Genomic DNA, 21,589 nt, shown 5'->3' on the forward strand with positions numbered 1-21,589 from the left:
GCTGCCAATTGGCCCCTAGTCATAGATTTTTGTCTACTTTTAGAGATGGTTGCCTACATGCAACTTGATTATTTAGAGCACAGCTCTGGTAACGAAAGTATTTTGCTTATTAAAGCAGAAATATAAAATATTGAACAAGCCAAATATATCAAAAATATAACAATTTGAGATTATGACTTAATAGAAAATGCGAGTTTCCCGATTTCGGAGCCATAAATTATCAAAATTAGCCCCATAACTCAAAATGAAATTAAGCCAAATCCCCAGCAATGAGAGGAACAAAACGAACTTTCTCTATCACATTCGAGTGATAATCATTTCCTCTACGTGTAATTAATTTCAACGCTTGATCTTTATCACCAACAGGTAGCACCAAACGTCCTCCTTCTTTTAATTGCGCTAAAAGCTTCGAAGGGATTTCATTCGGTGCAGCAGTGACAATAATGGCATCAAAAGGCCCTTTTGATTGCCAACCTTCCCAACCATCACCATGTCGTGTAGAGATATTATGCAAATCCAGCTGCTTAAAACGACGTTTTGCAGTCCATTGCAAACTTTTAACCCTTTCAACTGAATAAACATGACTGGCTAAATGCGCTAAAACCGCCGTTTGATAGCCGGAGCCAGTGCCAATTTCAAGTACATGGTCATTGGCAGAGATATCAAGTAAAGCCGTCATTTTAGCAACAATATAAGGCTGAGAAATGGTTTGTCCATAACCTATTGGCAACGGAATGTTATCGTAGGCTTTATGTGAAAGCGCTTCATCAACAAAGCGCTCACGAGGAACCTGTGACAATGCTTCTAACAAGCGCTCATCGTGAATTCCCTGTTGGCGTAATTGTGCCAAAAGTTCTTTCATGAGGCCCGTTTTCATTTTACCGTCACTCCCGATTTCTCTAACCATTCTTCAACTAATGAATGTGCTTTATATGCCGTTAAGTCAACTTGCAAAGGAGTAATTGAAACATACCCTTGAGATACGGCTTCAAAATCACTTCCTGGCCCTGCATCACGAATTTCGCCAACAGGACCTAGCCAATACAACATATTACCTTTTGGATCTTCAAGATTATAAACTTCGGATGCGGCATGACGACTACCACAGCGGGTCACTTTTATCCCTTTAATTTTTTCATAAGGAATATCGGGAACATTAATGTTCAGTATATTACCGGCACGTAACGGATTTTTATGCAATAAATCCAATATGTCACAAGTCACTTTTGCTGCAGTTTCATAATGAGTTTCCCCATCAAGCGAAACAGCCACTGAAGGTAAACCTAAATGTCGCCCTTCCATTGCGGCAGCAACAGTGCCCGAGTAAATTACATCGTCACCAAGGTTCGGGCCACGGTTGATCCCAGAAACCACGATATCTGGCCTTGGCCTAACCACTTTGTTAACCCCAATATAAACACAGTCTGTTGGTGTACCTTCTTGTACCGATAAATCACCATTAGCCAGTGTTTGGATCCTTAATGGCCTATCCAACGTTAATGCATTAGAGGCACCACTACGGTTACGATCAGGTGCAATAACCTGTACGTAGTAATGTTGGCGTAATGCTGCCGCTAAAGTTTGGATCCCCGGAGCAGTCACACCGTCATCATTACTCAATAAAATTTTCAACATCGGCACTTTCCTGATTAATGATTTCTCGCACAACACTGGTTGCAAAACACCCTGAGCTTAAAAAGAAATTTAGCTTCAGTGTATTTGAATCAAGCCATTGCCAATGAAAATTTTGCGGCTTTACAATCGCGGCTCTTCTTGCGGGTGAAACCCTTTCACTCTTCATTAACGCAATAAAAGCATTATAGTTTTCTAAGCACTTGGTCTCAAAATTCAAAGCATCCGCTTGCGTTCCAAGCTCCCCATCGCCGGGCAAAGCAGCGGTAATGCTCAATTCAGATGAATCTACTCGAGGTTGTAAAGTAGCAAGTTCTTCCTCTATGGCAACAAACCAGCTTCCGCGCCCCGTTAATTGTAGTGCATCACCAAGTAATACTTTATTTTCAGTTTGGCTGGCAATTCTTTCACTAACAATATGATTAAACATAGCACTTCGCGCAGCAGAGAGATAGAAACTGCGTTTATTACGTTCACGAACAGTGATCTCTTGATTTGCCCAACGTTGCGCTTGTACTAAATTTTGACCGTCACGCCCAAATCGCTGTTCACCAAAATAATTAGGAACTCCGCCTTCAACAATTTTGTGTAAGCGTTGCTCTACATCCTCAGGCGCCGAAATATCACGGATAATGAGCTCAAATTGATTGCCTTTCAGTGTGCCTATACGCAACTTTCTTTTTTGTCTAGTTGTGGCAATAACACGACACCCTTCAAGCATCCATTGTGAAAAATCAGGCGTTTCTTTGCCTGGCATCTGTAAACAAAACCATTGCTCAGTAACGGCATTACGATCTTTTAAACCTGCGTAACTCACTGCTCGCGCTGAAATTTTGGCAAATTTAGCCAATTGTTCAGCCACAAATAAGGTATTGCAGCCCGTTTTTTCAACGCGAACCATCACATGTTCGCCTTCACCATCAAGCTCAAAACCAAGATCTTCTTTAACCACAAAATCTTCAGGTTGGCTTTTTAACTTACCTGTTGAGAGTGGTTTACCATGCAGGTACTGTACATTCATGACTTTCACTACCATTATCTTTCACTAACAATACAACCGCAGCACAAGCAATCCCTTCTTTACGACCAACAAAACCAAGTTGTTCCGTCGTTGTTGCTTTAGCATTCACATCATCCATATGGCATTCAAGATCTTCTGCAATATTGACACGCATTTGTGGAATATGAGGCAACATTTTAGGTGCTTGAGCCATAATAGTAATATCAAGATTACCAATGCTATAACCTTTTTCACGAACTTGACGGTAGGCTTCCCTCAGTAACACACGGCTGTCTGCACCTTTATAGGCAGGATCGGTATCAGGGAATAATTTGCCAATATCACCAAGTGCAGCCGCACCTAAAATAGCATCAGTGACAGCATGAAGAACGACATCACCATCAGAGTGTGCAAGTAAACCTTGTTCATAAGGAATACGCACGCCACCAATAATAATAGGCCCCTCGCCACCAAACTTATGTACATCAAAACCGTGTCCGATTCTCATTATTTGATCCTTTTATTCCATTCTAGAAAGGTAAAACTCTGCTAAGGCAAGATCTTCTGGGCGAGTCACCTTTAAATTATCAGAGCGGCCTGCGACTAAAACAGGCTGATAACCACAATATTCCAATGCAGATGCTTCATCAGTGATAATAGCATTTTCTTTCAAAGCCTTACTCAAACAATCACGCAACAAAAGCAAAGGAAAAAATTGTGGTGTAAGCGCATGCCATAACGCATCGCGTTCAACAGTGTGATCAATCACATCTGACGTTATTGCACTGCGCTTCATAGTATCTCTTACAGGAGCAGCGAGAATGCCACCACAGTAATCAGTTGTTGATAGCTGAATAATTTTATTTAAATCATCTTGATGCAAACAAGGGCGTGCTGCATCGTGCACCAGTACCCATCTATTTTGCATCTGTTCATTCTGAGCTAAAAGGTTTAATCCCGCCAGCACTGAATCTGCGCGTTCTTTTCCGCCATGAACCGTTGTCACTCGAGGGTTATTTGCCACTTCAAGCGTAGCAAAATAGCTATCATCTGGGCTCAAAGCGACAATAATATTCGAGACATGAGGATTCAATAACAATGCATTAATGGTATGTTCAATAATCGTCTTCCCTGCCACCTGTAAATATTGCTTTGGACAGTCTGCATTCATTCGACTACCAATACCTGCTGCGGGAATTATCGCAACAACTTTTGGGATATCCCCAGTTATTGAGTTATTCATTATTTTGGATCTTACATCGAAATTTGAGGGAGAATAGAGGTAATCAGTTTCATAAATACTACCTGTTATACTCATCATTCTTCAAGTTACAGCGTTGTTGACTACGTTCACTCACGCAAGACATAGTGCTTTCTATGCTCCTAGCGATTCGTTCACTTCTCGCCTAGCTGCACCTCGAATTATTTAGAGTATGTATTTTTAGTGTCGTTTTATAGAACAATAACCATGCCCAAGTCAGCTTATATTCTTACTGACTAGCACTGCAACGAAAAGTATAACAAGTATATTTAATTATTGGCTCTTTGATTATTACTCTCTTTCACCATTCTATAAAATGATTCGCCGGGTTTAACCATACCAAGCTCTGTACGTGCACGCTCTTCGATGGCGTCTTGACCATCATTCAAATCATTAATTTCAGCAAACAGCTGTTCATTACGCATTTTTAAGCGAGAATTGATAATCTCTTGCGCCGCAACATCGTCTTTCACTCGGACATAGTCATGAATGCCATTTTTACCTAGCCATAAAGAATATTGTGTCCAAGCCAATACTGCGATTAGTAGAAGCGTTAATTTGCCCATTCTGCCCCCTGAAATGATTTGCTAATCATCCCATAACTCAGCGCATCGCGCTACTACCAAGAAAGTAATGTACAAAAACTAGGACAAAAACAGATACTTTATGATTAAAAATCACACTATTTAATGCCATGTGATTTATTTCATACTACCTTCCGCTCATTCAGAGGGCTATTACCTAAACGAGTAAATTTACTTAATAAAAATACGAGTGTTTACGCAAAACAGTATGTTAACTGCTGAAGCAGTAATAAAAACAGCTCCTCAGATGTATAATACCTAAGGAGCTGTTATAAAATAATAAGTTACCATATTAATTATACGTTTTTGATGATTTCTTGTTCACTTAGTAATTGAATAATCTGTGCAACTGAATCAGATATTGCCTGCCGCCCATCTATACGCAGTTCTGGTTGTAAAGGCTCTTGATATGGGGAGTCAATACCAGTGAAGTTTTTGATTTTTCCCGCTCTTGCTTGCTGATAAAGCCCTTTAGGGTCACGTTGCTCGCAAATTTCAACTGGGGTTGCAACATACAATTCAAAAAATTGGTTAGCGCCAAATAACTCACGAACTTTTTGTCTATCTTCTCGATAAGGTGAAATAAACGCTGTCGCGACAACCAACCCCGCATCAACCATCAATTTAGCCACTTCACCAATGCGACGGATATTTTCTTGCCGATCTGACTCATCAAAACCAAGATCTTTACATAAGCCATGACGGATATTATCGCCATCAAGCAAATATGTATTTACTCCTAATGAGGCCAACGTTTGCTCGCAAGCCCCTGCTAGTGTTGATTTCCCCGATCCAGATAGCCCTGTAAACCATAATACCGCCCCTTTATGACCATTCGCATTCTCTCTAAATTGCCGAGTGATCGGATGATCATGCCAAACGATATTATTATCAATCATACTCGCCATACTTATTTTCCACCTAAGAGATCACGAGCCCCCCAATGAGGGAAATGGCGGCGAATCAATTGATTTAACTCGATTTCAAATTCACTGAAGTTATCATTTTGCTCAGTAAATCGTTCCGTGACTTCTCGCACTAACCCGGCCCCAACAGTAACATTAGAGAGCCTATCAATTAAAATCATGCCGCCGGTTTCTGCATTTTGCTGATAGTTTTCAAGTAGCAATGGCTCATCGAATGAAAATTCAACTAGACCGATACCGTTGAGAGGCAACTCAGTCGTTACTTTTTGAGTCAGGTTATTTATATCAACTTGATATTGAATATTTTCTACCTTAGCACGGCTCCTCTTTCCCGCGATCTTAATATCGAGTTGTTGACCTTGTACCAAAGGTTGCTCAGACATCCACACCACATCAACCAATGCTTCGCGGGAGCTTTGTAGCGTATCATTCTCTGCAACTATCAGATCGCCTCGACTAATATCAATTTCATCTTCTAACACCAATGTAATTGCTTCACCCGGTATCGCAAAGTCTTGCGTGCCATCAAAAGTCAAAATCTCTTTTACTTTCGATAATTGACCAGAAGGTAATACTTTGATTCGTTGCCCCACTTTGACAATCCCAGCAGACAAGGTTCCGCTGTAACCTCTAAAATCCAGATTAGGTCTGTTTACATATTGAATGGGGAAGCGTAATGATTGTTCTGATGCTTTTTGTTTAACCTGTGCCGTTTCTAAAATTTGTAGCAGTGTTTCGCCCTTGTACCAAGGAAGATGAGTGCTTTCATTAACGATATTATCGCCATCTAAAGCAGAAATAGGTACAAACCAAACGTTGAGATCGGCGGGTAATTCAGTCGCAAACTTCTGATAATCTTGTTTGATTTTTTCAAATACCGCTTCACTATATTCAACTAAATCCATTTTATTGACGGCTACAATCAGGTGGCGAATACCCAACAGCGTACTAATAAAACTGTGGCGGCGAGTTTGCTCTTGAACACCTTTTCGAGCATCGATCAACAAAATAGAAAGTGAACAAGTTGATGCACCTGTCGCCATATTTCTCGTGTACTGTTCATGACCCGGTGTATCTGCAATAATAAACTTGCGTTTCTGGGTGGAAAAATAACGATAAGCGACATCAATAGTGATCCCTTGTTCCCTTTCAGCTGCTAGGCCGTCCACCAGCAAAGCGAGATCCAGCTTTTCACCTTGTGTTCCTATACGCTTACTATCAGTCTGTAAAACAGATAACTGATCTTCATAAATTTGTCGTGTGTCATGTAATAATCGGCCAATTAAAGTACTTTTACCATCATCCACATTACCGCAGGTGAGAAAGCGTAATAGACCCTTTTGTTGCTGAGCTAACAAATAAGCTTCAACACCACCTTGTTGCTTAATTTGTTCCGCAATTGTTTCATTGTATGCTAAATCTGCCATGACGTTTTCTCCCTTAAAAATAACCTTGGCGCTTTTTCTGCTCCATTGAAGCCGATTGGTCGCTATCAATTAATCGACCTTGGCGCTCACTGGTTGTTGAAATCAACATTTCTTCAATAATCTCTGGCAACGTTTCGGCTTGAGATTCAACAGCCCCAGTCAATGGCCAGCAACCTAGAGTTCGGAATCGAACCTTCCGTTTAGCAATCACTTCTCCCACTTTTAAATCAATACGATCATCATCAACCATCAATAACGTGCCATCTCGCTCCAAAACAGGACGCTCTTTTGCAAAATAGAGGGGAACAATATCGATATTTTCCAAATAGATATATTGCCAAATATCGAGTTCGGTCCAATTCGATAAAGGAAATACGCGAATACTCTCTCCTTTATTTATTTGACCATTGTAATTGTGCCATAACTCTGGGCGCTGATTTTTAGGATCCCAACGGTGGGAGCGATCTCGAAAAGAGTAAATACGTTCTTTCGCGCGAGATTTTTCCTCATCGCGTCTAGCCCCACCAAATGCGGCGTCAAAACCATATTTATCAAGCGCTTGTTTCAGCCCTTCGGTTTTCATAATATCGGTGTGTTTCGCACTACCATGGACAAACGGGTTGATCCCTAATGCTTCGCCTGCTGGATTACGATGAACCAGTAATTCAAAGTCATAATTTTTAGCTGTTTTGTCGCGAAATTCATACATTTCGCGAAATTTCCATCCCGTATCAACATGCAATAAAGGAAATGGCAGCTTTCCAGGGTAAAAAGCTTTGCGTGCTAAATGCAACATAACGGATGAATCTTTGCCGATGGAATAAAGCATGACAGGGTTTTCAAACTCAGCCGCCACTTCACGGATAATATGAATGCTTTCTGCTTCCAACTGCTGTAAGTGAGTTAATCGTTTCTCATTCATGATGGCCTCCTTAATTAAGCCAATTCCAACACGGCTGAACGCCATCTGTTTTTTTCGACCTGATCACCGAACCAAGCCAATTGCTGATGTAACGCGGCAACTTCGCCAATCACCAATAACGCGGGAGCGGGAGCCTGATGAGCAAGTACCGCCAACTCATCTAATTTGCCGCTCAAAACCTGCTGGTTTTGCCGAGTACCACAACCGATCACCGCTATTGGTGTTTCGGGTGAGCGTCCAAAGTGGATCAGTTGTTGGCTGATATATTCAGCTTTCACTGTTCCCATATAGATGGCTAATGTTTGATTACCTCGTGCAAGTGCAGGCCAATCAAGTTCATTTCCACCTTCTTTGCAATGACCGGTTATAAATGTCACGCTTTGTGAATGCTCACGATGTGTTAGAGGGATGCCTGCGTAGGCCGTTGCTCCAATTGCTGCCGTGATCCCAGGAACCACCTGAAATGGAATACCAGCCTCTGCAGCAATTTGTAGCTCTTCACCTCCACGTCCAAAAACAAATGGATCCCCCCCTTTTAACCGAACAACTTTCTTTCCTTGCAATGCAAACTTAACAATTAAAGCATTAGTTTCTTCTTGTAAGACAGAATGAGCCTTTGCACGTTTTCCCACACAAATTTTGTCTGCATCTCGTCGCACTAACTCAAGTACCTCATCACTGACAAGATGGTCATATAAAACTACATCTGCATTTTGCAACACTTGTAAGCCTTTAAGGGTTAATAACCCTGCATCCCCTGGGCCTGCTCCGACTAAGGTCAACTCTCCTGTATTGTCTGGCTCATACAATTGTTTCTCTAGTTGTAATTCAGCCTGTGAAAGCTGACCTTTTTCAACCAATGACGCAAAGTGGCCACTAAAGCTTTTTTCCCAAAAACGTTTGCGCTCACGCATACTGCTAATTGATGACTTCACTTTTTCTCGCCACCGCCCTGCTATTTCAGCCATATTGCCTAAATAGCTTGGTAGCATCGTTTCTAACTTTTCACGTATTAAGCGAGCCAATACAGGTGCTGTACCACCTGAAGAGATAGCAATCACAACCGGATCTCTATCGATGATTGAAGGAACAATAAAAGAACACAGAGGTTTATCATCAACAACATTGACAAAAATTTGTTGTTTCTCTGCATCATGAAAAATTTTCTTATTCAGTTCACTATCGTCAGTTGCCGCAATCACCAAATAAGATTTCTCAATGTGTTGTGGATGGTATTCATTCTCAACCCACGTAAACTGTTGTTGCTCATAAAGCTGTAGCAAAGCAGAGCTGAGCACCGGCGCGATAACCACCAGAGCAGCATTAGCTCGTAACAATAGCTCCGCTTTTCTTGCAGCAACATCGCCGCCCCCAACCAAAACAACCTTGCGGGAACGTAAATCCACAAATAACGGTAAATATTCCATCTTGCTCTTCCGGTGTTATATAACTTTTTTAAAACGACTATTTAAATTGACTATATGGCGTGCAAGTTGGGTTATGAAATGCCAAAAATTCATTAGATGTAACGCAAAGGAATAAGCGATATGAATGATTAAAAAGGGAGGGATTTTCTATCTAAATAATAGACACAGTAGCACGATGCCAAAGTCATAATACTCAGGTAATTTATAATGTTAGCAACTAAAAAATTGAAAGTTTATACGCAGAGAGATGAAGTAGGATGAAGTGGTTGATGATCCTATCAACCACTTCATTAATTTGTCGAATCTTAACCTTCATGTAGCCCACACTCACGTTTCAAACCGAAAAAACGGGTTTCTTCTTCACTCATACCCGGTTCCCATTTACGAGTTGTGTGTGTATCACCAACGGATAGATAGCCTTGTTCCCACAGAGGATGGTAAGGTAAATCATATTTGGTCAAGTACTCATGAACCTGACGATTGCTCCAATCAATCACAGGCAAGACCTTAAAAATTCCCCGTCCAATATTCAGAACAGGCAATGCAGAGCGACTTGCTGATTGCTCTCGACGTAATCCCGAAAACCAACTTTGCGCCTTTAATTCATACAAAGCGCGATCCATTGGCTCAACTTTATTCAGTTGGTTATATTGTTCTATACCGTCAAGCCCTTGATCCCATAATTGCCCATAAATGGCCTCTTGCCATGCAGGTGACTTTGTCGAACGGTAAACCTGTAAGTTCAAATTAAGCCTTTCCGTTAACTGTTCAATAAAACGATAAGTTTCAGGAAACAGATATCCCGTATCAGTTAAGATAACGGGTATATCAGGCAGCGCTTGTGTCACCATGTGCAACGTGAGAGCAGCTTGTATACCAAAACTGGATGATAATACAAATTGAGCAGGTAAATGTTCTATAGCCCATTCAATTCGCTGCATGGCATCCTGTTTTTCTAGCTGAGTATTAATATCTGATAAATACGCTGTTTGCTGTCGTTTATCTAATTTTAGTATCTCAGTAAGTTCAAGCCGACTCATACCGCCTCCTTGACCTCGTAAAAATCAACCGCAGAATTAAGCACAGGTTTCACAACATCAGTACGAATTAAATAATCACCAAATCCTTCTTGCTCATTACGCTCTTTAGCCCAACGACCAATCAAGGTATCTAGGATCGATAAAATCTCTGCTGAACTAATATTTTCTCGATACATACGAGGAATGCGAGTCCCGATGCGGTTCCCCCCCAAATGTAAGTTATACCGATCGAGAGCTTTTCCAACTAACCCAACCTCAGCAAGCATTGCACGACCACAACCGTTTGGGCATCCCGTTACACGTAACACTATATGTTCATGATTAACACCGTGTGATGACATGATGTTTTCAACTTGTGTGATAAATTCAGGTAAAAAACGCTCCGCTTCAGCCATGGCTAATGGGCATGTTGGAAAAGAAACACATGCCATTGAATTTTCACGCTGTGAAGTCACTTCATCACTGATTAAACCATGTGCGCGAGCAATCAACTCAACACGTGATTTTTCCTCTTCAGGTACACCCGCAACGATCAAGTTTTGGTTTGCGGTTAAACGGAAGTCACCTTGGTGAATTTTTGCTATTTCAGCCACACCGGTTTTTAAGGGTTTATTTGGTAGGTCGATCAAACGGCCATTCTCAACAAATAAAGTTAAATGCCAACGTTGGTCTATTCCTTTCAACCAACCAATTTGATCTCCTCTATGGGTAAATTGGTAAGGTTGGATATCGTGGAATGTCACGCCAGAACGCCGCTCAACCTCTTGTTTGAACGCTTCAACACCGACCCGTTCAAGGGTATATTTGGTTTTTGCATTTTTACGTTCAGTTCGATTGCCCCAATCACGCTGAGTGGTCACTATCGCCTCAGCAATCGCCAAAGTATCCTTCAACTCAATAAATCCAAATTCGCTGGCTAAGCGGGGAAAAGTTGCTGTGTCACCATGTGTCATTGCTAGGCCACCGCCCACTAGCACGTTAAAGCCGATCAGCTCACCATCTTTTGCTATTGCAATGAAATTCATGTCATTGGCATGCAAGTCCACATCATTGAGTGGTGGGATCACCACTGATGTTTTAAATTTTCGAGGTAAATAGGTTTTGCCTAGAATCGGCTCTTCGTCTGTGGTGACCACTTTCTCTTTATCGAGCCAAATCTCTGCGTAAGCACTTGTTTTCGGCAATAGATGCTCAGATATTTTTTTCGCCCATTCATAAGCCTGTTGATGTAATTCAGACTGTACAGGGTTAGAAGTACATAACACATTACGGTTTACATCATTCGCTGTTGCTAACGCATCTAAGCCAACATGATTCAACATTTGATGTGCTGGTTTCACATCCCCTTTTAAGATACCGTGAAACTGAAATGTCTGTCGGTTAGTAATACGCACACTACCATATAAGGTGTGTTCGGATGCAAATCTATCAATATCAAGCCATTGTTTTGGCGTAATAATGCCCCCAGGTAACCGACAGCGCAGCATCATTGCATGGCGAGGTTCTAATTTTTGTTCAGTTCGCTCAGCACGAATATCACGATCATCCTGTTGGTACATACCATGGAAACGGATCAGTAAGAAGTTATCGCCTTCAAAACCACCACTTAAACCATTTTTTAAATCTTCTTTAATCGTTCCGCGTAGATAATTACTATCATTTTTCATCCGCTCACTATCAGCTAGTTTGCCTTCTACGACCAAAGGCCCGTAATTTTTTTCGCTCATTAGTAGACATCCCTCTGATACCGGCGCTCTACGCGCAGCTCACTTAAAAATTCATCGGCCGATTCGTTATCCATCTTTCCGTACTGGCTGATAATATCCAGCAAAGCCTGTTCAACATCTCTTGCCATATGATTTGCGTCACCACAAACATAAATATGTGCGCCTTCTTCAATCCAGCGCCATACCTGCTCACCCTCTTCGCGTAGCTTATCTTGCACATACACTTTTTGAGCTTGGTCACGTGACCAAGCCAGTGAAATATGCGTGAGTAACCCGTCTTTCACGTAACGTTGCCATTCAACCTGATATAAAAAATCTTCAACAAAGTGCGGGTTACCAAAAAATAACCAATTCTTCCCTGTTGCTTCATCATTATCACGTTGCTGCATAAACGCTCTAAAAGGCGCGATACCCGTACCGGGACCTATCATAATCACAGGTTTTGATGTATCGCTCGGAAGACGGAAATTATCATTGTGTTCAATGAAAATACGGAGGTCATCACCGTCTTTTAAACGGTCAGCCAAAAACCCTGAAGCACCACCAGTACGCGCTCGACCATCAATATCATAGCGAACGACCCCTACAGTGACATGAACTTCATCATCAGTTTCTGCCTGTGAAGAGGCGATTGAATATAACCTTGGCGTTAATGGCCTTAATATATCAACAAACTCTTGAGCGGTAGGTTGAGCCGCAGCCTGTCTCACCATATCAACAATCGGCGTATTTTGTGCGTAATGTAAAATAGCTTGTTTATCACTAACCAAACCCAACAATGCGTCGTCTTTTGATAAATGTGCATATTTTTCAACAATTAAATGCGTGTTTTGTGTTAACTCTAAATGGTGAATCAATGCTTCGCGAAGGGTGTATACATTTTCACCAATATGGATATTTTCATCACCACTTAACCATAGTAACTGCACCAATTCATCAACAAGCAGAGGATCGTTATCAAACCATACACCAAGCGCGTCTCCTGGCTGATAACGTAGCCCTGAATCCCCCAAATCAATCTCTATGTGGCGAACATCTTTTAATGAATTACGACCAGTAATTTTCTGACTAACAGATAACGATGCCGTAAGTGGTGCAGTCTTTGTATAAGGTGATGTGTGAATTTCATCGATAGCACCTGACTGAGCTTCGATTAATTGGCTGGTACTTTGCGTAGGAACTCTTGCCTTAAGTAATTGCGTTAGCTCTTCAATCCACCCATTAGCCACCGTTTGATATTCAACATCTGCATCAATTCTATTAAGTAATGATTGCGCACCTAACTTCGCCAGTTGCGTATCAAAATCTTTACCTGCTTGGCAAAACTTCTCATAGGATGAGTCACCAAGTGCAAAAACTGCATAAGCTGTACCACTGAGATCGGGGGCTTTTTTCGAATGCAAATATTTATACAGTGCAACCGCTTCTTCAGCAGGCTCACCTTCACCTTGAGTTGATGCAACAATAACTAAGGCTTTTTCTTGAGCTATTTGCTTAAATTTATATTCCCCTGCATTCACTAAATTCACATTCAGTTTTTCGTTTATTAACCGCTCTCTCAATTGTTCAGATAAACGACGCGCATTTCCTGTCTGTGAAGCAGAAAGGATAGTGATTGTTTCATTCTGTGGTACTGGAGCACGGGCAGGCGCACTCGTCACCGAATTTTGATTTACCATTCCCCACAAGTATCCAGACAACCAAGCAAGTTGGTGCGATGAAAAGTCGTCAACCGCAGTCTGTAAACGAGAAAGTTGCTCCGTTGATATTGGCAGTGCCGATATTGGAGGCTGTTTATTTGTCATTATCCTGTAACCCCAGAGTTGCTTATCATCAATGACTACCCCGATAGTTTGTCAGGTTATAACACCCTCCAATAATGGGATAAGAAAGTATTGCCATAAGTAATAGCTAAAAAGCCTAATGAAATTTGTTTGTGGATCATACCCATAAAAGCGGTTATTGATAATTCGGTAAAATAAGTAGCTTGAAGGACAAATTACAGTAGGATACGCTGCGTTTTGATTTATTAGGAGTGTATTATGACAACAAGTATCTATAAAGACTTTCATTTTGAGGCTGCTCATAAGCTACCTCACGTACCAGAAGGCCACAAATGCGGTCGCCTTCATGGCCATTCTTTCATGGTTAGATTAGAACTAACGGGTGAAGTTGATGCAAAAAGCGGCTGGATTATTGATTTCAGTGATGTCAAAAAAGCCTTTAAGCCCATTTTAGATCAACTTGATCACTATTATTTGAATGATATTGATGGCCTTGAAAACCCAACCAGTGAAGTACTTGCAAGCTGGATTTGGCAGAAAACCAAACCCCTCTTGCCATTATTGAGTGCGGTTACTGTTAAAGAAACCTGTAATGCGGGTTGTATTTATCGCGGTAAATAATGCGACTACTGATGTGCCGTGAATATCGCGGCACATTAGAGCCTGTTTATCTTTGCTGATAATTTTTACAATGATAAAAGATTAAAAAACAACCTAATTGATTTTTAATCGAGTGATTCTTTATGGTTTGAGTTTTAAATGATGTTTGAATATTGCCTTACGAGTTCGATTAAAGCACGTTTCACTTATGATGTGACATTGGGAGGCTCTTGCCTTGCCTAAAATGTCTTTAATTTGAATAAAAATTCACCTTCAAAGATAAATAGCCTCTAAGCAATATGTAAATATTTATGCGTTTGAATCGAAAGCCGCCAATTACGTGCAATACAAGTATCAATACATAATTTGGTTGCTGAATCTTTTTGGCTAATCGGCTGTAATGCAACAATAACTGTATTCTCTACCGTACGCCTTGCGAGTAAGTTATCTAGATCTTCAATATCTCTTTCTCGAGCTACAGGGTGCTTAACTTCATTCGCCCGATTGATTGAATCAGTAAGTACGTGTAATCCCCCTTTCATTCCAACTTTAGGAGAAACTGTTACCCACGTTTGCTCAGAACAATAAATAGGGTAGGTTCCACTGGTTTCAATTTGGCATTGGTAACCATGTTTTTCTAATTCGCTCGTTAGAGGAAGTAAGTCATAAATGCAGGGTTCCCCCCCCGTAATAACAATATGTTTCGCTGTATAGCCTTGTTTATTCATAAGGTTAATCAACGCATTACTATCCACCAGCGCCCATGTGTCTGTATCTACTGTTTTTAGTGCGATATCACCAAGTGTTGTTTCTTTGCTTTTTTCTTTTTCCCAAGTATGTTTAGTATCGCACCAGCTGCAACCCACAGGGCAACCTTGTAAACGGATAAAAATAGCAGGAACACCAGTGAACACACCTTCACCTTGTAAAGTCTGAAAAATTTCATTAATTGGGTAATTCATCGCACTCTCTAAATCTGTCATCTTAATCTTTATATTATACTCAAAATAATTCGGGGTGCAGTTAGGCGACAAGCGAATGAGTCGCTGGGAGCCTGCATAAGTAGGTGACTAGTGCGAGTGAGCGTAGTCAACAACACTGCAACTTGAAGTATGACGAGTATATAATAGATATCTGTCTCTGGTTACTTAACTTTGTGGTAATGTAACTAGCTTGGATTCAATAAAGTACATCAGATAAAAAAACCGAAACAATATTCGGTAGTTCACGACAGGAAAAAACATGCAAAGTAGTAAAACAAATCAACTTAGAAAGGGATTGAGTGTCCGGCACATTCGCTTTATGGCCCTTGGCTCTGCAATTGGTACAGGTCTTTTTTATGGTTCAGCCTCTGCAATACAAGCCGCTGGTCCCGCTGTTCTTATTGCCTATATGGTCGGTGGTGCAGCCGTATTTATGGTCATGCGTGCTTTAGGAGAGATGGCGGTTCACCATCCTGTTCCTGGTTCATTCTCTCACTACGCTAGTCATTATATGGGGCCATTAGCGGGCTTCCTGACTGGCTGGAACTATGTTTTTGAAATGCTTGTTGTCTGCCTTGCCGATATTACTGCATTCGGTATGTATATGGGCTTTTGGTTCCCACACGTTGAACAGTGGATATGGGTACTTAGCATCGTTTTATTTATCGGTGCCCTCAACCTATGTCATGTGAAAATTTTCGGTGAAATGGAGTTTTGGCTATCCATAGTCAAAGTCACTGCGATCATTGCCATGATTGTTGGCGGTGCCTTCCTTATGTTTTATGGGTTCGGTAAAGAAACTGACCATGCAGTTGGTATCCAAAACCTATGGGAACACGGCGGTTTTATGCCGAATGGCATCGCAGGGGTGATTGCTTCTTTAGCCATTGTCATGTTTGCCTTTGGCGGTATTGAAGTCATTGGTATCACAGCCAGTGAAGCTCAGGATCCTGAAAAAACCATTCCAAAAGCCATCAATGCAGTACCTATTCGCATTCTTCTATTTTATGGATTAACACTATTTATACTGATGTGTATTTACCCATGGAATCAGATTGGCCAAAATGGTAGCCCATTTGTACAAATCTTCTCTAGTTTAAACATCTCTTCCGCTGCAAATATTTTGAATGTCGTGGTGATCACCGCAGCCGTATCAGCGATTAACAGTGATATTTTTGGCGCTGGTCGTATGATGTATGGCATGGCTCAAGATAAACAAGCGCCTAAAGTTTTTACTAAACTTACACGTAATGGTGTGCCATGGGTTACAGTTTTAGTCATGTCAGTTGTGATGTTGCTTGGTGTTTATCTCAACTACCTGTTGCCAGAGCGGATCTTCGTTATTATTGCTTCAATCGCTACCTTTGCGACAGTTTGGGTTTGGTTGATGATATTGTTATCTCAAGTGGCTATGCGCCGTAAAATGAGTAAAGAAGAGGTCAAAAAACTGAAGTTCCCAGTGCCATTCTGGCCTGTGGGCCCAGCAATCACCATTGTATTTATGGTGTTTGTTATCGCACTACTCGGGTTCTTTAAAGATACTCAAATAGCCTTAATTGTTGGCTGTGTATGGGTCGTAATACTGACAGTTGCTTTCTTTATCATGCGTTCGTTTCAAAAAAACGAAACGGCTCAAAATTAAGTTAAAGCTCTATTGATAACGCTAGCAGGAAAGTCACTTAACTAAAGCATACGCCCCAATGTCATCAATTGGGGCGTTTTTTATTCAGATATTATTGGAGAGCTTGCTCAAGATCTGCAATCAAATCATTTACATCTTCAAGGCCAATAGATAGGCGCAGTAGCCCATCGCTGATCCCATAAAATTGGCGCTCTTCTGGTGTATAGGTTGAATGCGTCATACTCGCTGGATGTTGTGCTAAAGACTCACAGTCCCCCAAACTAACCGCTCGTGAAAACAAATTGAGACTATTTAAAAAGTGTTTACCTGACTCTAGCCCCCCTTTTATCTCACAAGCAATCATTCCACCCGAAAACTTCATTTGCTTTTTAGCTAATGCATATTGTTTAAAACTAGGTAAGCCAGGGTAAACGACAAAGGCTATTTTAGGATGAGACTCCAAGTATTCTGCAATAATTTGAGCACTCTTCACTATACGTTCTATACGCACAGGTAATGTTTTCATCCCTCTCATCACTAAATTTGCATCATGTGGTGATAAACAAGCACCTGTCATATCTTTTAAACCAACCAACCTAATCTGTGTAGTAATTTCTTTGGTTGAAATCACTGCACCAGCCACTACATCGCCATGACCACTCATATATTTAGTTAATGAATGAATAACAATGTCAGCCCCTAACGTGATGGGCTTCTGCATGTAAGGCGTACAGTAAGTGTTATCTACAATCACCATCACATTATGCGGTTTAGCAATTTCGCTCACTGCTTGTATATCCACTAAACGCATATCTGGGTTAGCTGGCGATTCAAAGAAAATAGCCCGTGTATTTTTGGTTATTGCTTTAGCAACACTTGCTGGCTCACTCATATCAATATGACGTACTTTAATACCAAACCGTTCAAGTCCATGATGGAAAAATGAATAAGTACACCCATAAACCGTCATATCAACTAACAATTCATCACCAGAGCTCATTAAGGACCAAAAAGTCGATGTTATAGCCCCCATTCCTGATGAAAATACAACAGCAGCTTCACCATCCTCTAAATCCGCGATCCTTTTTTCTAGTAAATCTAAAGTAGGATTATTGATTCTTGTGTAAATATAGCCCTCTTTTTCCCCACTAAAACAAGCAGCCCCCTCTTCCGCACTGCTAAATGAGTAGGTAGATGTTTGATATATAGGAGGAACTAACGAACCATTATTTTCACGCTGGTCATAAAAGCTATGTATTATCCTAGTATCAAAAGCATTAGTTTTATTCAAGCTCATATCACTCTCCTAAAAAATTACTTTTCATTAGCTAGAGGTACCCTAGACCCCATAATTTGTAGTGTCCTTAATAGGATACTTATCCCTCGCAATGTATTTGGATCCTTCAATAAGCTATAAACTGAACGAAAATTTTGTTTTTTTTCATCATATACTGACTCCATTTTCGCCATGTTATATGCCGTCCCTAGATCCCAAACTGGCGATAAAATATCTTCAAATGAGTTTGCTAATTTCTCTACTGTACCCAAATCTAAAATATCAACGAGATCAGATACCAAAGAAAGTAAATCAACAATGTTATCTAGGCGATTTAGTTGTAATAAAGGGGATAGTTTTTCAGCGAAATGAGTCGCAGATTCTGAGTTAAGTAACTCAACTAATTTAGATTGTGTATTATCGTTTGACATCATTAGCCCCTTTTATACCAAACCACGAATTGCGGCCCAATAGATACCTCTATTGAAACCATTCCTTAGTAGCCCACCAACTTTCGTCGCGGGTGTCGGTATTACATCGTGCCTATAATCATATTGTAATGGCATGCCTGCGTTTAACCCCATTTGAGCAACTGCCTGTACACGTCCATCGTAAATCGCAGCAGGGTAGCCGTAAGTTAATTCCCCACAAATGTTGTCTGCAATAATTGCAGCTTGGTTATGACAACTGCCTCCCGCTTTACTAATCGGTAAATCAACAGTATCACCGATAACATAGACACCTTCAGTGCCATAAACCTGCATAGTTTCATGATCAGTGGGTAGCCAACCTTCCCCATTTTTATGTTCACTTAAACCTGTATTAATAACTGCCTCTACAGCAGTAATTGGAGGTGTGCTAATTAAAATATCGAAAGGCTGTTCATCACCTTCTTTTGAATAAGCTATCTTTTTATCTGGATCCACATTACTTAAAGTAAATCCTCGTTGAGCTTTAATATTTTTGATATTAAAAATTTCAGGGATAGCTTCGCAAACTGGTTGCTGTAGGAAAAGGCAATTGCGCAGTAACTGAGAAACGGTAGGATAAGTATAAACAATTTCAATATTATCTCTTACACGACGTTTACGTAAAAACTCATCTAACATTAATGTCGTTTCCATCGGTGCAATACCACATTGATGGGGAACATTAGGTGTTTCAGGAAATGATACGGTTATGAAAATTCGACCTTTTTCAATTTTAGATAGTTGATCTGCTAATTTCCTTGCGGGATCATAGGCATAAAAATGATTTCCAATCTCTTTTAACCCTTCTATTCTGTCTGGTCGTGGCACGCAGCCTGTTGCAACAACTAGATAATCATAATTTAACGTTTTACCACTACGTGATTTTAATTCTTTATTATTAAAATCAAAACTATCAATCTTATCTATCACCAAATCAATTTCAGGCCGTAATAATGAACGTTCGGCACGACTTAGCTCTTCCTTAAAAAATAAGTTAAATGCAACATACATAAAAGCAGGTTTATAATAGTGAATTGGGTTATCTGTAACTAATGTTATTTTTATTTTCTTAGCAAAAATGTCTTTATTTAGCTTTCTAGCAAGTATGTTCGCCAGCATTGTACCGCCAGTGCCACCGCCAACTATAATGATATTTTTCATATTATTAACCTGCCTGTATTTAAATTAATCTTAAACAACCAGATTCCGACAAAATAAATATAGCTCATAATTAATAATTAGCTAAAAATTAATATTGCAACTTAACTTTTAATATAGAGAAAAATTAAAATGGTAAATTAAATTATAATTAACCTGATAATTTATCACCTAATGAAAATAAAGTAATCTTTTTTAGAGGAACTATTATTTAACATATAAATAATGATCAACAATTTTCCATCGAAATAATACATCTTCAGTAACTTACCCATACCCAATATTATGCATAAGTGACTGCTCTTCACCTTATATCTCTACCCGCATTGGGCGAAGGTTTACGGCAGATTTTGCTAAAATTCTTTTTAATATCGCCATGCAGGCTTGGCTGTAAATCGATACCTATTTTTCGATAGCTACATATAACAACATCAGAGCAAACTCCATAACCTTGAGGAACATCCCCATTTGGATAACTGATTTGTCGATAAGTAGGATCGTACATAACAATGTGGGAGAGTTGTTCAGCCTACTTAGCCAAAGGTAGATTACTTCTTGCAGCAGTGTGAGCAGACATAAACAAGATAATGAAGAATAAACGCATTGAACTGCCCTTTACACATTGAAAGTCAAAATGTAAGGCAAAGCGCCAATCAAAAAAAGTTGGGTTATCTTAAATGCTTCTATACTAAATCAAACTGTGTAATTATTGGATTGTGGTCTGATGCATCTGTATGTGTCACATAACTATCTTTTATCTTTAAGCCTTTATAAAAAAAGTAATCTAAGGGCCTACCAAATGCTTTAGTCCGTTGGTCATGATTATAACTCACTTCCTTTAAACCAACACTTCTCACAAAACGTTTCAGTGCATTTACCCTTTGACGGCTCCAAGCATTAAAATCACCCGCTAAAAGAACCGGGCCAACATGCTTAGCAATATGTTCACCTAATTTACTTAATTGTCTAATGTAAACATCAACACCAAAACTAAAATTAATGGCATGCACATTAGCAACCATAAGATGCTTACCATTTGGTAGAGGGTAAACTGTAATCAGTGCAGATTTAACTAATCGCAATAATGGTTCTTTTTCTCGAAGAGGACAACAATATATAGGGTGCGAAGTCGCTAATGTCATTACCCCTGCTGGATGTTGAGAAAAGGGTAAAGCAGGAACCTGATCGGCAATCAACTGATGTGAAGCTGCAAAAGAAACCAGTTCAGGTGACATTTGAGCCTCTTGTAATAGAATAAGCTTTTTATCCTTAACTAGCTCATTAAGCACTGATTTCCAATTAGGCCGCTGCTGTTTATAAATATTCCAAGTTACAACATCTAAGGTTTCCCCTGCAGAAAACAAAGGTAAACCTACAGGTAATGAGTCACCTAGCATATGCACTGGCATTGGTTGAATACGTTTAGCGGGCTGACCTGCAATATATCTAACTGAATAGGTTCTTTTCGCCACGTTTCGGATCCCTACAATAATTGGAAATTAAAAGCATTTTAGCAACTTCATTGATTATCTATCCTGTAGTATATCAAAGCTGTCATGTTATATCTTATGAAGTTAAGGTAAAGAGAGTACGATAATAAGCTGCAAACTAGTCATGAATGAACGATCAACAGTTTTTACTACAACTCATTCCATCCATTTAGATAGCCAATTGATTTTGATAAGAATGATTAAGAAAGGTTAAATAATTTGAATAGTAAAAAGCCCCGTGAAATTAATCACGGGGCTTAA

Annotated in this window: 21 protein-coding genes; 2 read left to right on the forward strand and 19 right to left on the reverse strand. The window is 40.1% G+C overall.

The annotated features are described in order from the left end of the window. Window positions 1-250: 250 nt before the first annotated feature. The 13 genes from AC3Z9T_RS09275 to cysJ form a co-directional block, all read right to left on the reverse strand. Window positions 251-877, reverse strand: coding sequence for a protein-L-isoaspartate(D-aspartate) O-methyltransferase (locus AC3Z9T_RS09275; RefSeq protein ID WP_490125884.1), 627 nt, complete (start codon window positions 875-877; stop codon window positions 251-253). Further along, the gene (gene surE, locus AC3Z9T_RS09280; RefSeq protein WP_490125885.1) at window positions 874-1,635 is read right to left on the reverse strand and encodes a 5'/3'-nucleotidase SurE; all 762 of its coding nucleotides are present in this window, start codon (window positions 1,633-1,635) and stop codon (window positions 874-876) included. Before surE ends, AC3Z9T_RS09275 begins: the two co-directional genes overlap by 4 nt. Beyond that, entirely contained in the window at window positions 1,613-2,662 is a 1,050-nt protein-coding gene (gene truD / locus AC3Z9T_RS09285; protein WP_490125886.1) for a tRNA pseudouridine(13) synthase TruD, read from the reverse strand. Before truD ends, surE begins: the two co-directional genes overlap by 23 nt. Next, a complete protein-coding gene (gene ispF / locus AC3Z9T_RS09290; protein WP_490125887.1) occupies window positions 2,628-3,140 on the reverse strand; it encodes a 2-C-methyl-D-erythritol 2,4-cyclodiphosphate synthase in 513 nt (170 codons plus the stop codon). Before ispF ends, truD begins: the two co-directional genes overlap by 35 nt. Before the next feature lie 12 nt (window positions 3,141-3,152). Then, entirely contained in the window at window positions 3,153-3,875 is a 723-nt protein-coding gene (gene ispD, locus AC3Z9T_RS09295; protein ID WP_490125888.1) for a 2-C-methyl-D-erythritol 4-phosphate cytidylyltransferase, read from the reverse strand. A 287-nt stretch (window positions 3,876-4,162) separates the two neighbouring features. Next, window positions 4,163-4,459 (reverse strand): cell division protein FtsB, encoded by a 297-nt coding sequence (gene ftsB, locus AC3Z9T_RS09300; RefSeq protein WP_490125889.1) that lies wholly within the window; start codon window positions 4,457-4,459, stop codon window positions 4,163-4,165. A 314-nt stretch (window positions 4,460-4,773) separates the two neighbouring features. Continuing rightward, on the reverse strand, window positions 4,774-5,385 hold the full coding sequence (gene cysC / locus AC3Z9T_RS09305; RefSeq protein WP_490125890.1) for an adenylyl-sulfate kinase: 612 nt from the start codon (window positions 5,383-5,385) through the stop codon (window positions 4,774-4,776). A 2-nt stretch (window positions 5,386-5,387) separates the two neighbouring features. Next, complete coding sequence (gene cysN / locus AC3Z9T_RS09310; RefSeq protein ID WP_490125891.1) at window positions 5,388-6,830, reverse strand: sulfate adenylyltransferase subunit CysN; 1,443 nt, start codon at window positions 6,828-6,830, stop codon at window positions 5,388-5,390. Window positions 6,831-6,843: 13 nt separating this feature from the next. Continuing rightward, on the reverse strand, window positions 6,844-7,752 hold the full coding sequence (cysD, locus tag AC3Z9T_RS09315; RefSeq protein ID WP_490125892.1) for a sulfate adenylyltransferase subunit CysD: 909 nt from the start codon (window positions 7,750-7,752) through the stop codon (window positions 6,844-6,846). A gap of 14 nt (window positions 7,753-7,766) precedes the next feature. Then, window positions 7,767-9,179, reverse strand: coding sequence for a siroheme synthase CysG (gene cysG / locus AC3Z9T_RS09320; RefSeq protein ID WP_490125893.1), 1,413 nt, complete (start codon window positions 9,177-9,179; stop codon window positions 7,767-7,769). 305 nt (window positions 9,180-9,484) lie between these two features. Next, a complete protein-coding gene (locus AC3Z9T_RS09325) occupies window positions 9,485-10,219 on the reverse strand; it encodes a phosphoadenylyl-sulfate reductase (protein ID WP_490125894.1) in 735 nt (244 codons plus the stop codon). Further along, complete coding sequence (gene cysI, locus AC3Z9T_RS09330) at window positions 10,216-11,946, reverse strand: assimilatory sulfite reductase (NADPH) hemoprotein subunit (RefSeq protein WP_490125895.1); 1,731 nt, start codon at window positions 11,944-11,946, stop codon at window positions 10,216-10,218. Before cysI ends, AC3Z9T_RS09325 begins: the two co-directional genes overlap by 4 nt. Then, the gene (gene cysJ / locus AC3Z9T_RS09335; protein ID WP_490125896.1) at window positions 11,946-13,751 is read right to left on the reverse strand and encodes an NADPH-dependent assimilatory sulfite reductase flavoprotein subunit; all 1,806 of its coding nucleotides are present in this window, start codon (window positions 13,749-13,751) and stop codon (window positions 11,946-11,948) included. The genes cysI and cysJ overlap by 1 nt, the downstream gene beginning before the upstream one ends. Window positions 13,752-13,988: 237 nt before the next feature. Between cysJ and queD the strand changes: the two genes are divergently transcribed. Then, window positions 13,989-14,351: a 6-carboxytetrahydropterin synthase QueD gene (gene queD / locus AC3Z9T_RS09340; protein WP_490125897.1), complete on the forward strand. Its 363-nt coding sequence runs from the start codon at window positions 13,989-13,991 to the stop codon at window positions 14,349-14,351. A gap of 269 nt (window positions 14,352-14,620) precedes the next feature. Here queD and queE read toward each other — a convergent pair whose 3' ends face one another. Further along, on the reverse strand, window positions 14,621-15,292 hold the full coding sequence (gene queE / locus AC3Z9T_RS09345; protein ID WP_490125915.1) for a 7-carboxy-7-deazaguanine synthase QueE: 672 nt from the start codon (window positions 15,290-15,292) through the stop codon (window positions 14,621-14,623). A gap of 280 nt (window positions 15,293-15,572) precedes the next feature. Here queE and AC3Z9T_RS09350 point away from each other — a divergent pair, with 280 nt between their 5' ends. Continuing rightward, window positions 15,573-16,955 (forward strand): amino acid permease, encoded by a 1,383-nt coding sequence (locus tag AC3Z9T_RS09350; protein WP_490125898.1) that lies wholly within the window; start codon window positions 15,573-15,575, stop codon window positions 16,953-16,955. A gap of 91 nt (window positions 16,956-17,046) precedes the next feature. Here AC3Z9T_RS09350 and megL read toward each other — a convergent pair whose 3' ends face one another. From megL to AC3Z9T_RS09375, 5 genes are all read right to left on the reverse strand, one after another. Then, a complete protein-coding gene (gene megL / locus AC3Z9T_RS09355) occupies window positions 17,047-18,231 on the reverse strand; it encodes a methionine gamma-lyase (protein ID WP_490125899.1) in 1,185 nt (394 codons plus the stop codon). Window positions 18,232-18,248: 17 nt separating this feature from the next. After that, complete coding sequence (locus AC3Z9T_RS09360) at window positions 18,249-18,641, reverse strand: helical membrane plugin domain-containing protein (RefSeq protein WP_490125916.1); 393 nt, start codon at window positions 18,639-18,641, stop codon at window positions 18,249-18,251. 12 nt (window positions 18,642-18,653) lie between these two features. Next, a complete protein-coding gene (locus AC3Z9T_RS09365; RefSeq protein ID WP_490125900.1) occupies window positions 18,654-19,841 on the reverse strand; it encodes an NAD(P)/FAD-dependent oxidoreductase in 1,188 nt (395 codons plus the stop codon). Window positions 19,842-20,142: 301 nt separating this feature from the next. Then, window positions 20,143-20,343: a DUF1287 domain-containing protein gene (locus AC3Z9T_RS09370; RefSeq protein ID WP_490125901.1), complete on the reverse strand. Its 201-nt coding sequence runs from the start codon at window positions 20,341-20,343 to the stop codon at window positions 20,143-20,145. 178 nt (window positions 20,344-20,521) lie between these two features. Further along, on the reverse strand, window positions 20,522-21,310 hold the full coding sequence (locus AC3Z9T_RS09375; RefSeq protein WP_490125902.1) for an endonuclease/exonuclease/phosphatase family protein: 789 nt from the start codon (window positions 21,308-21,310) through the stop codon (window positions 20,522-20,524). Window positions 21,311-21,589: the final 279 nt, after the last annotated feature.

It is taken from the genome of Providencia sp. 6390, from assembly GCF_058148425.1.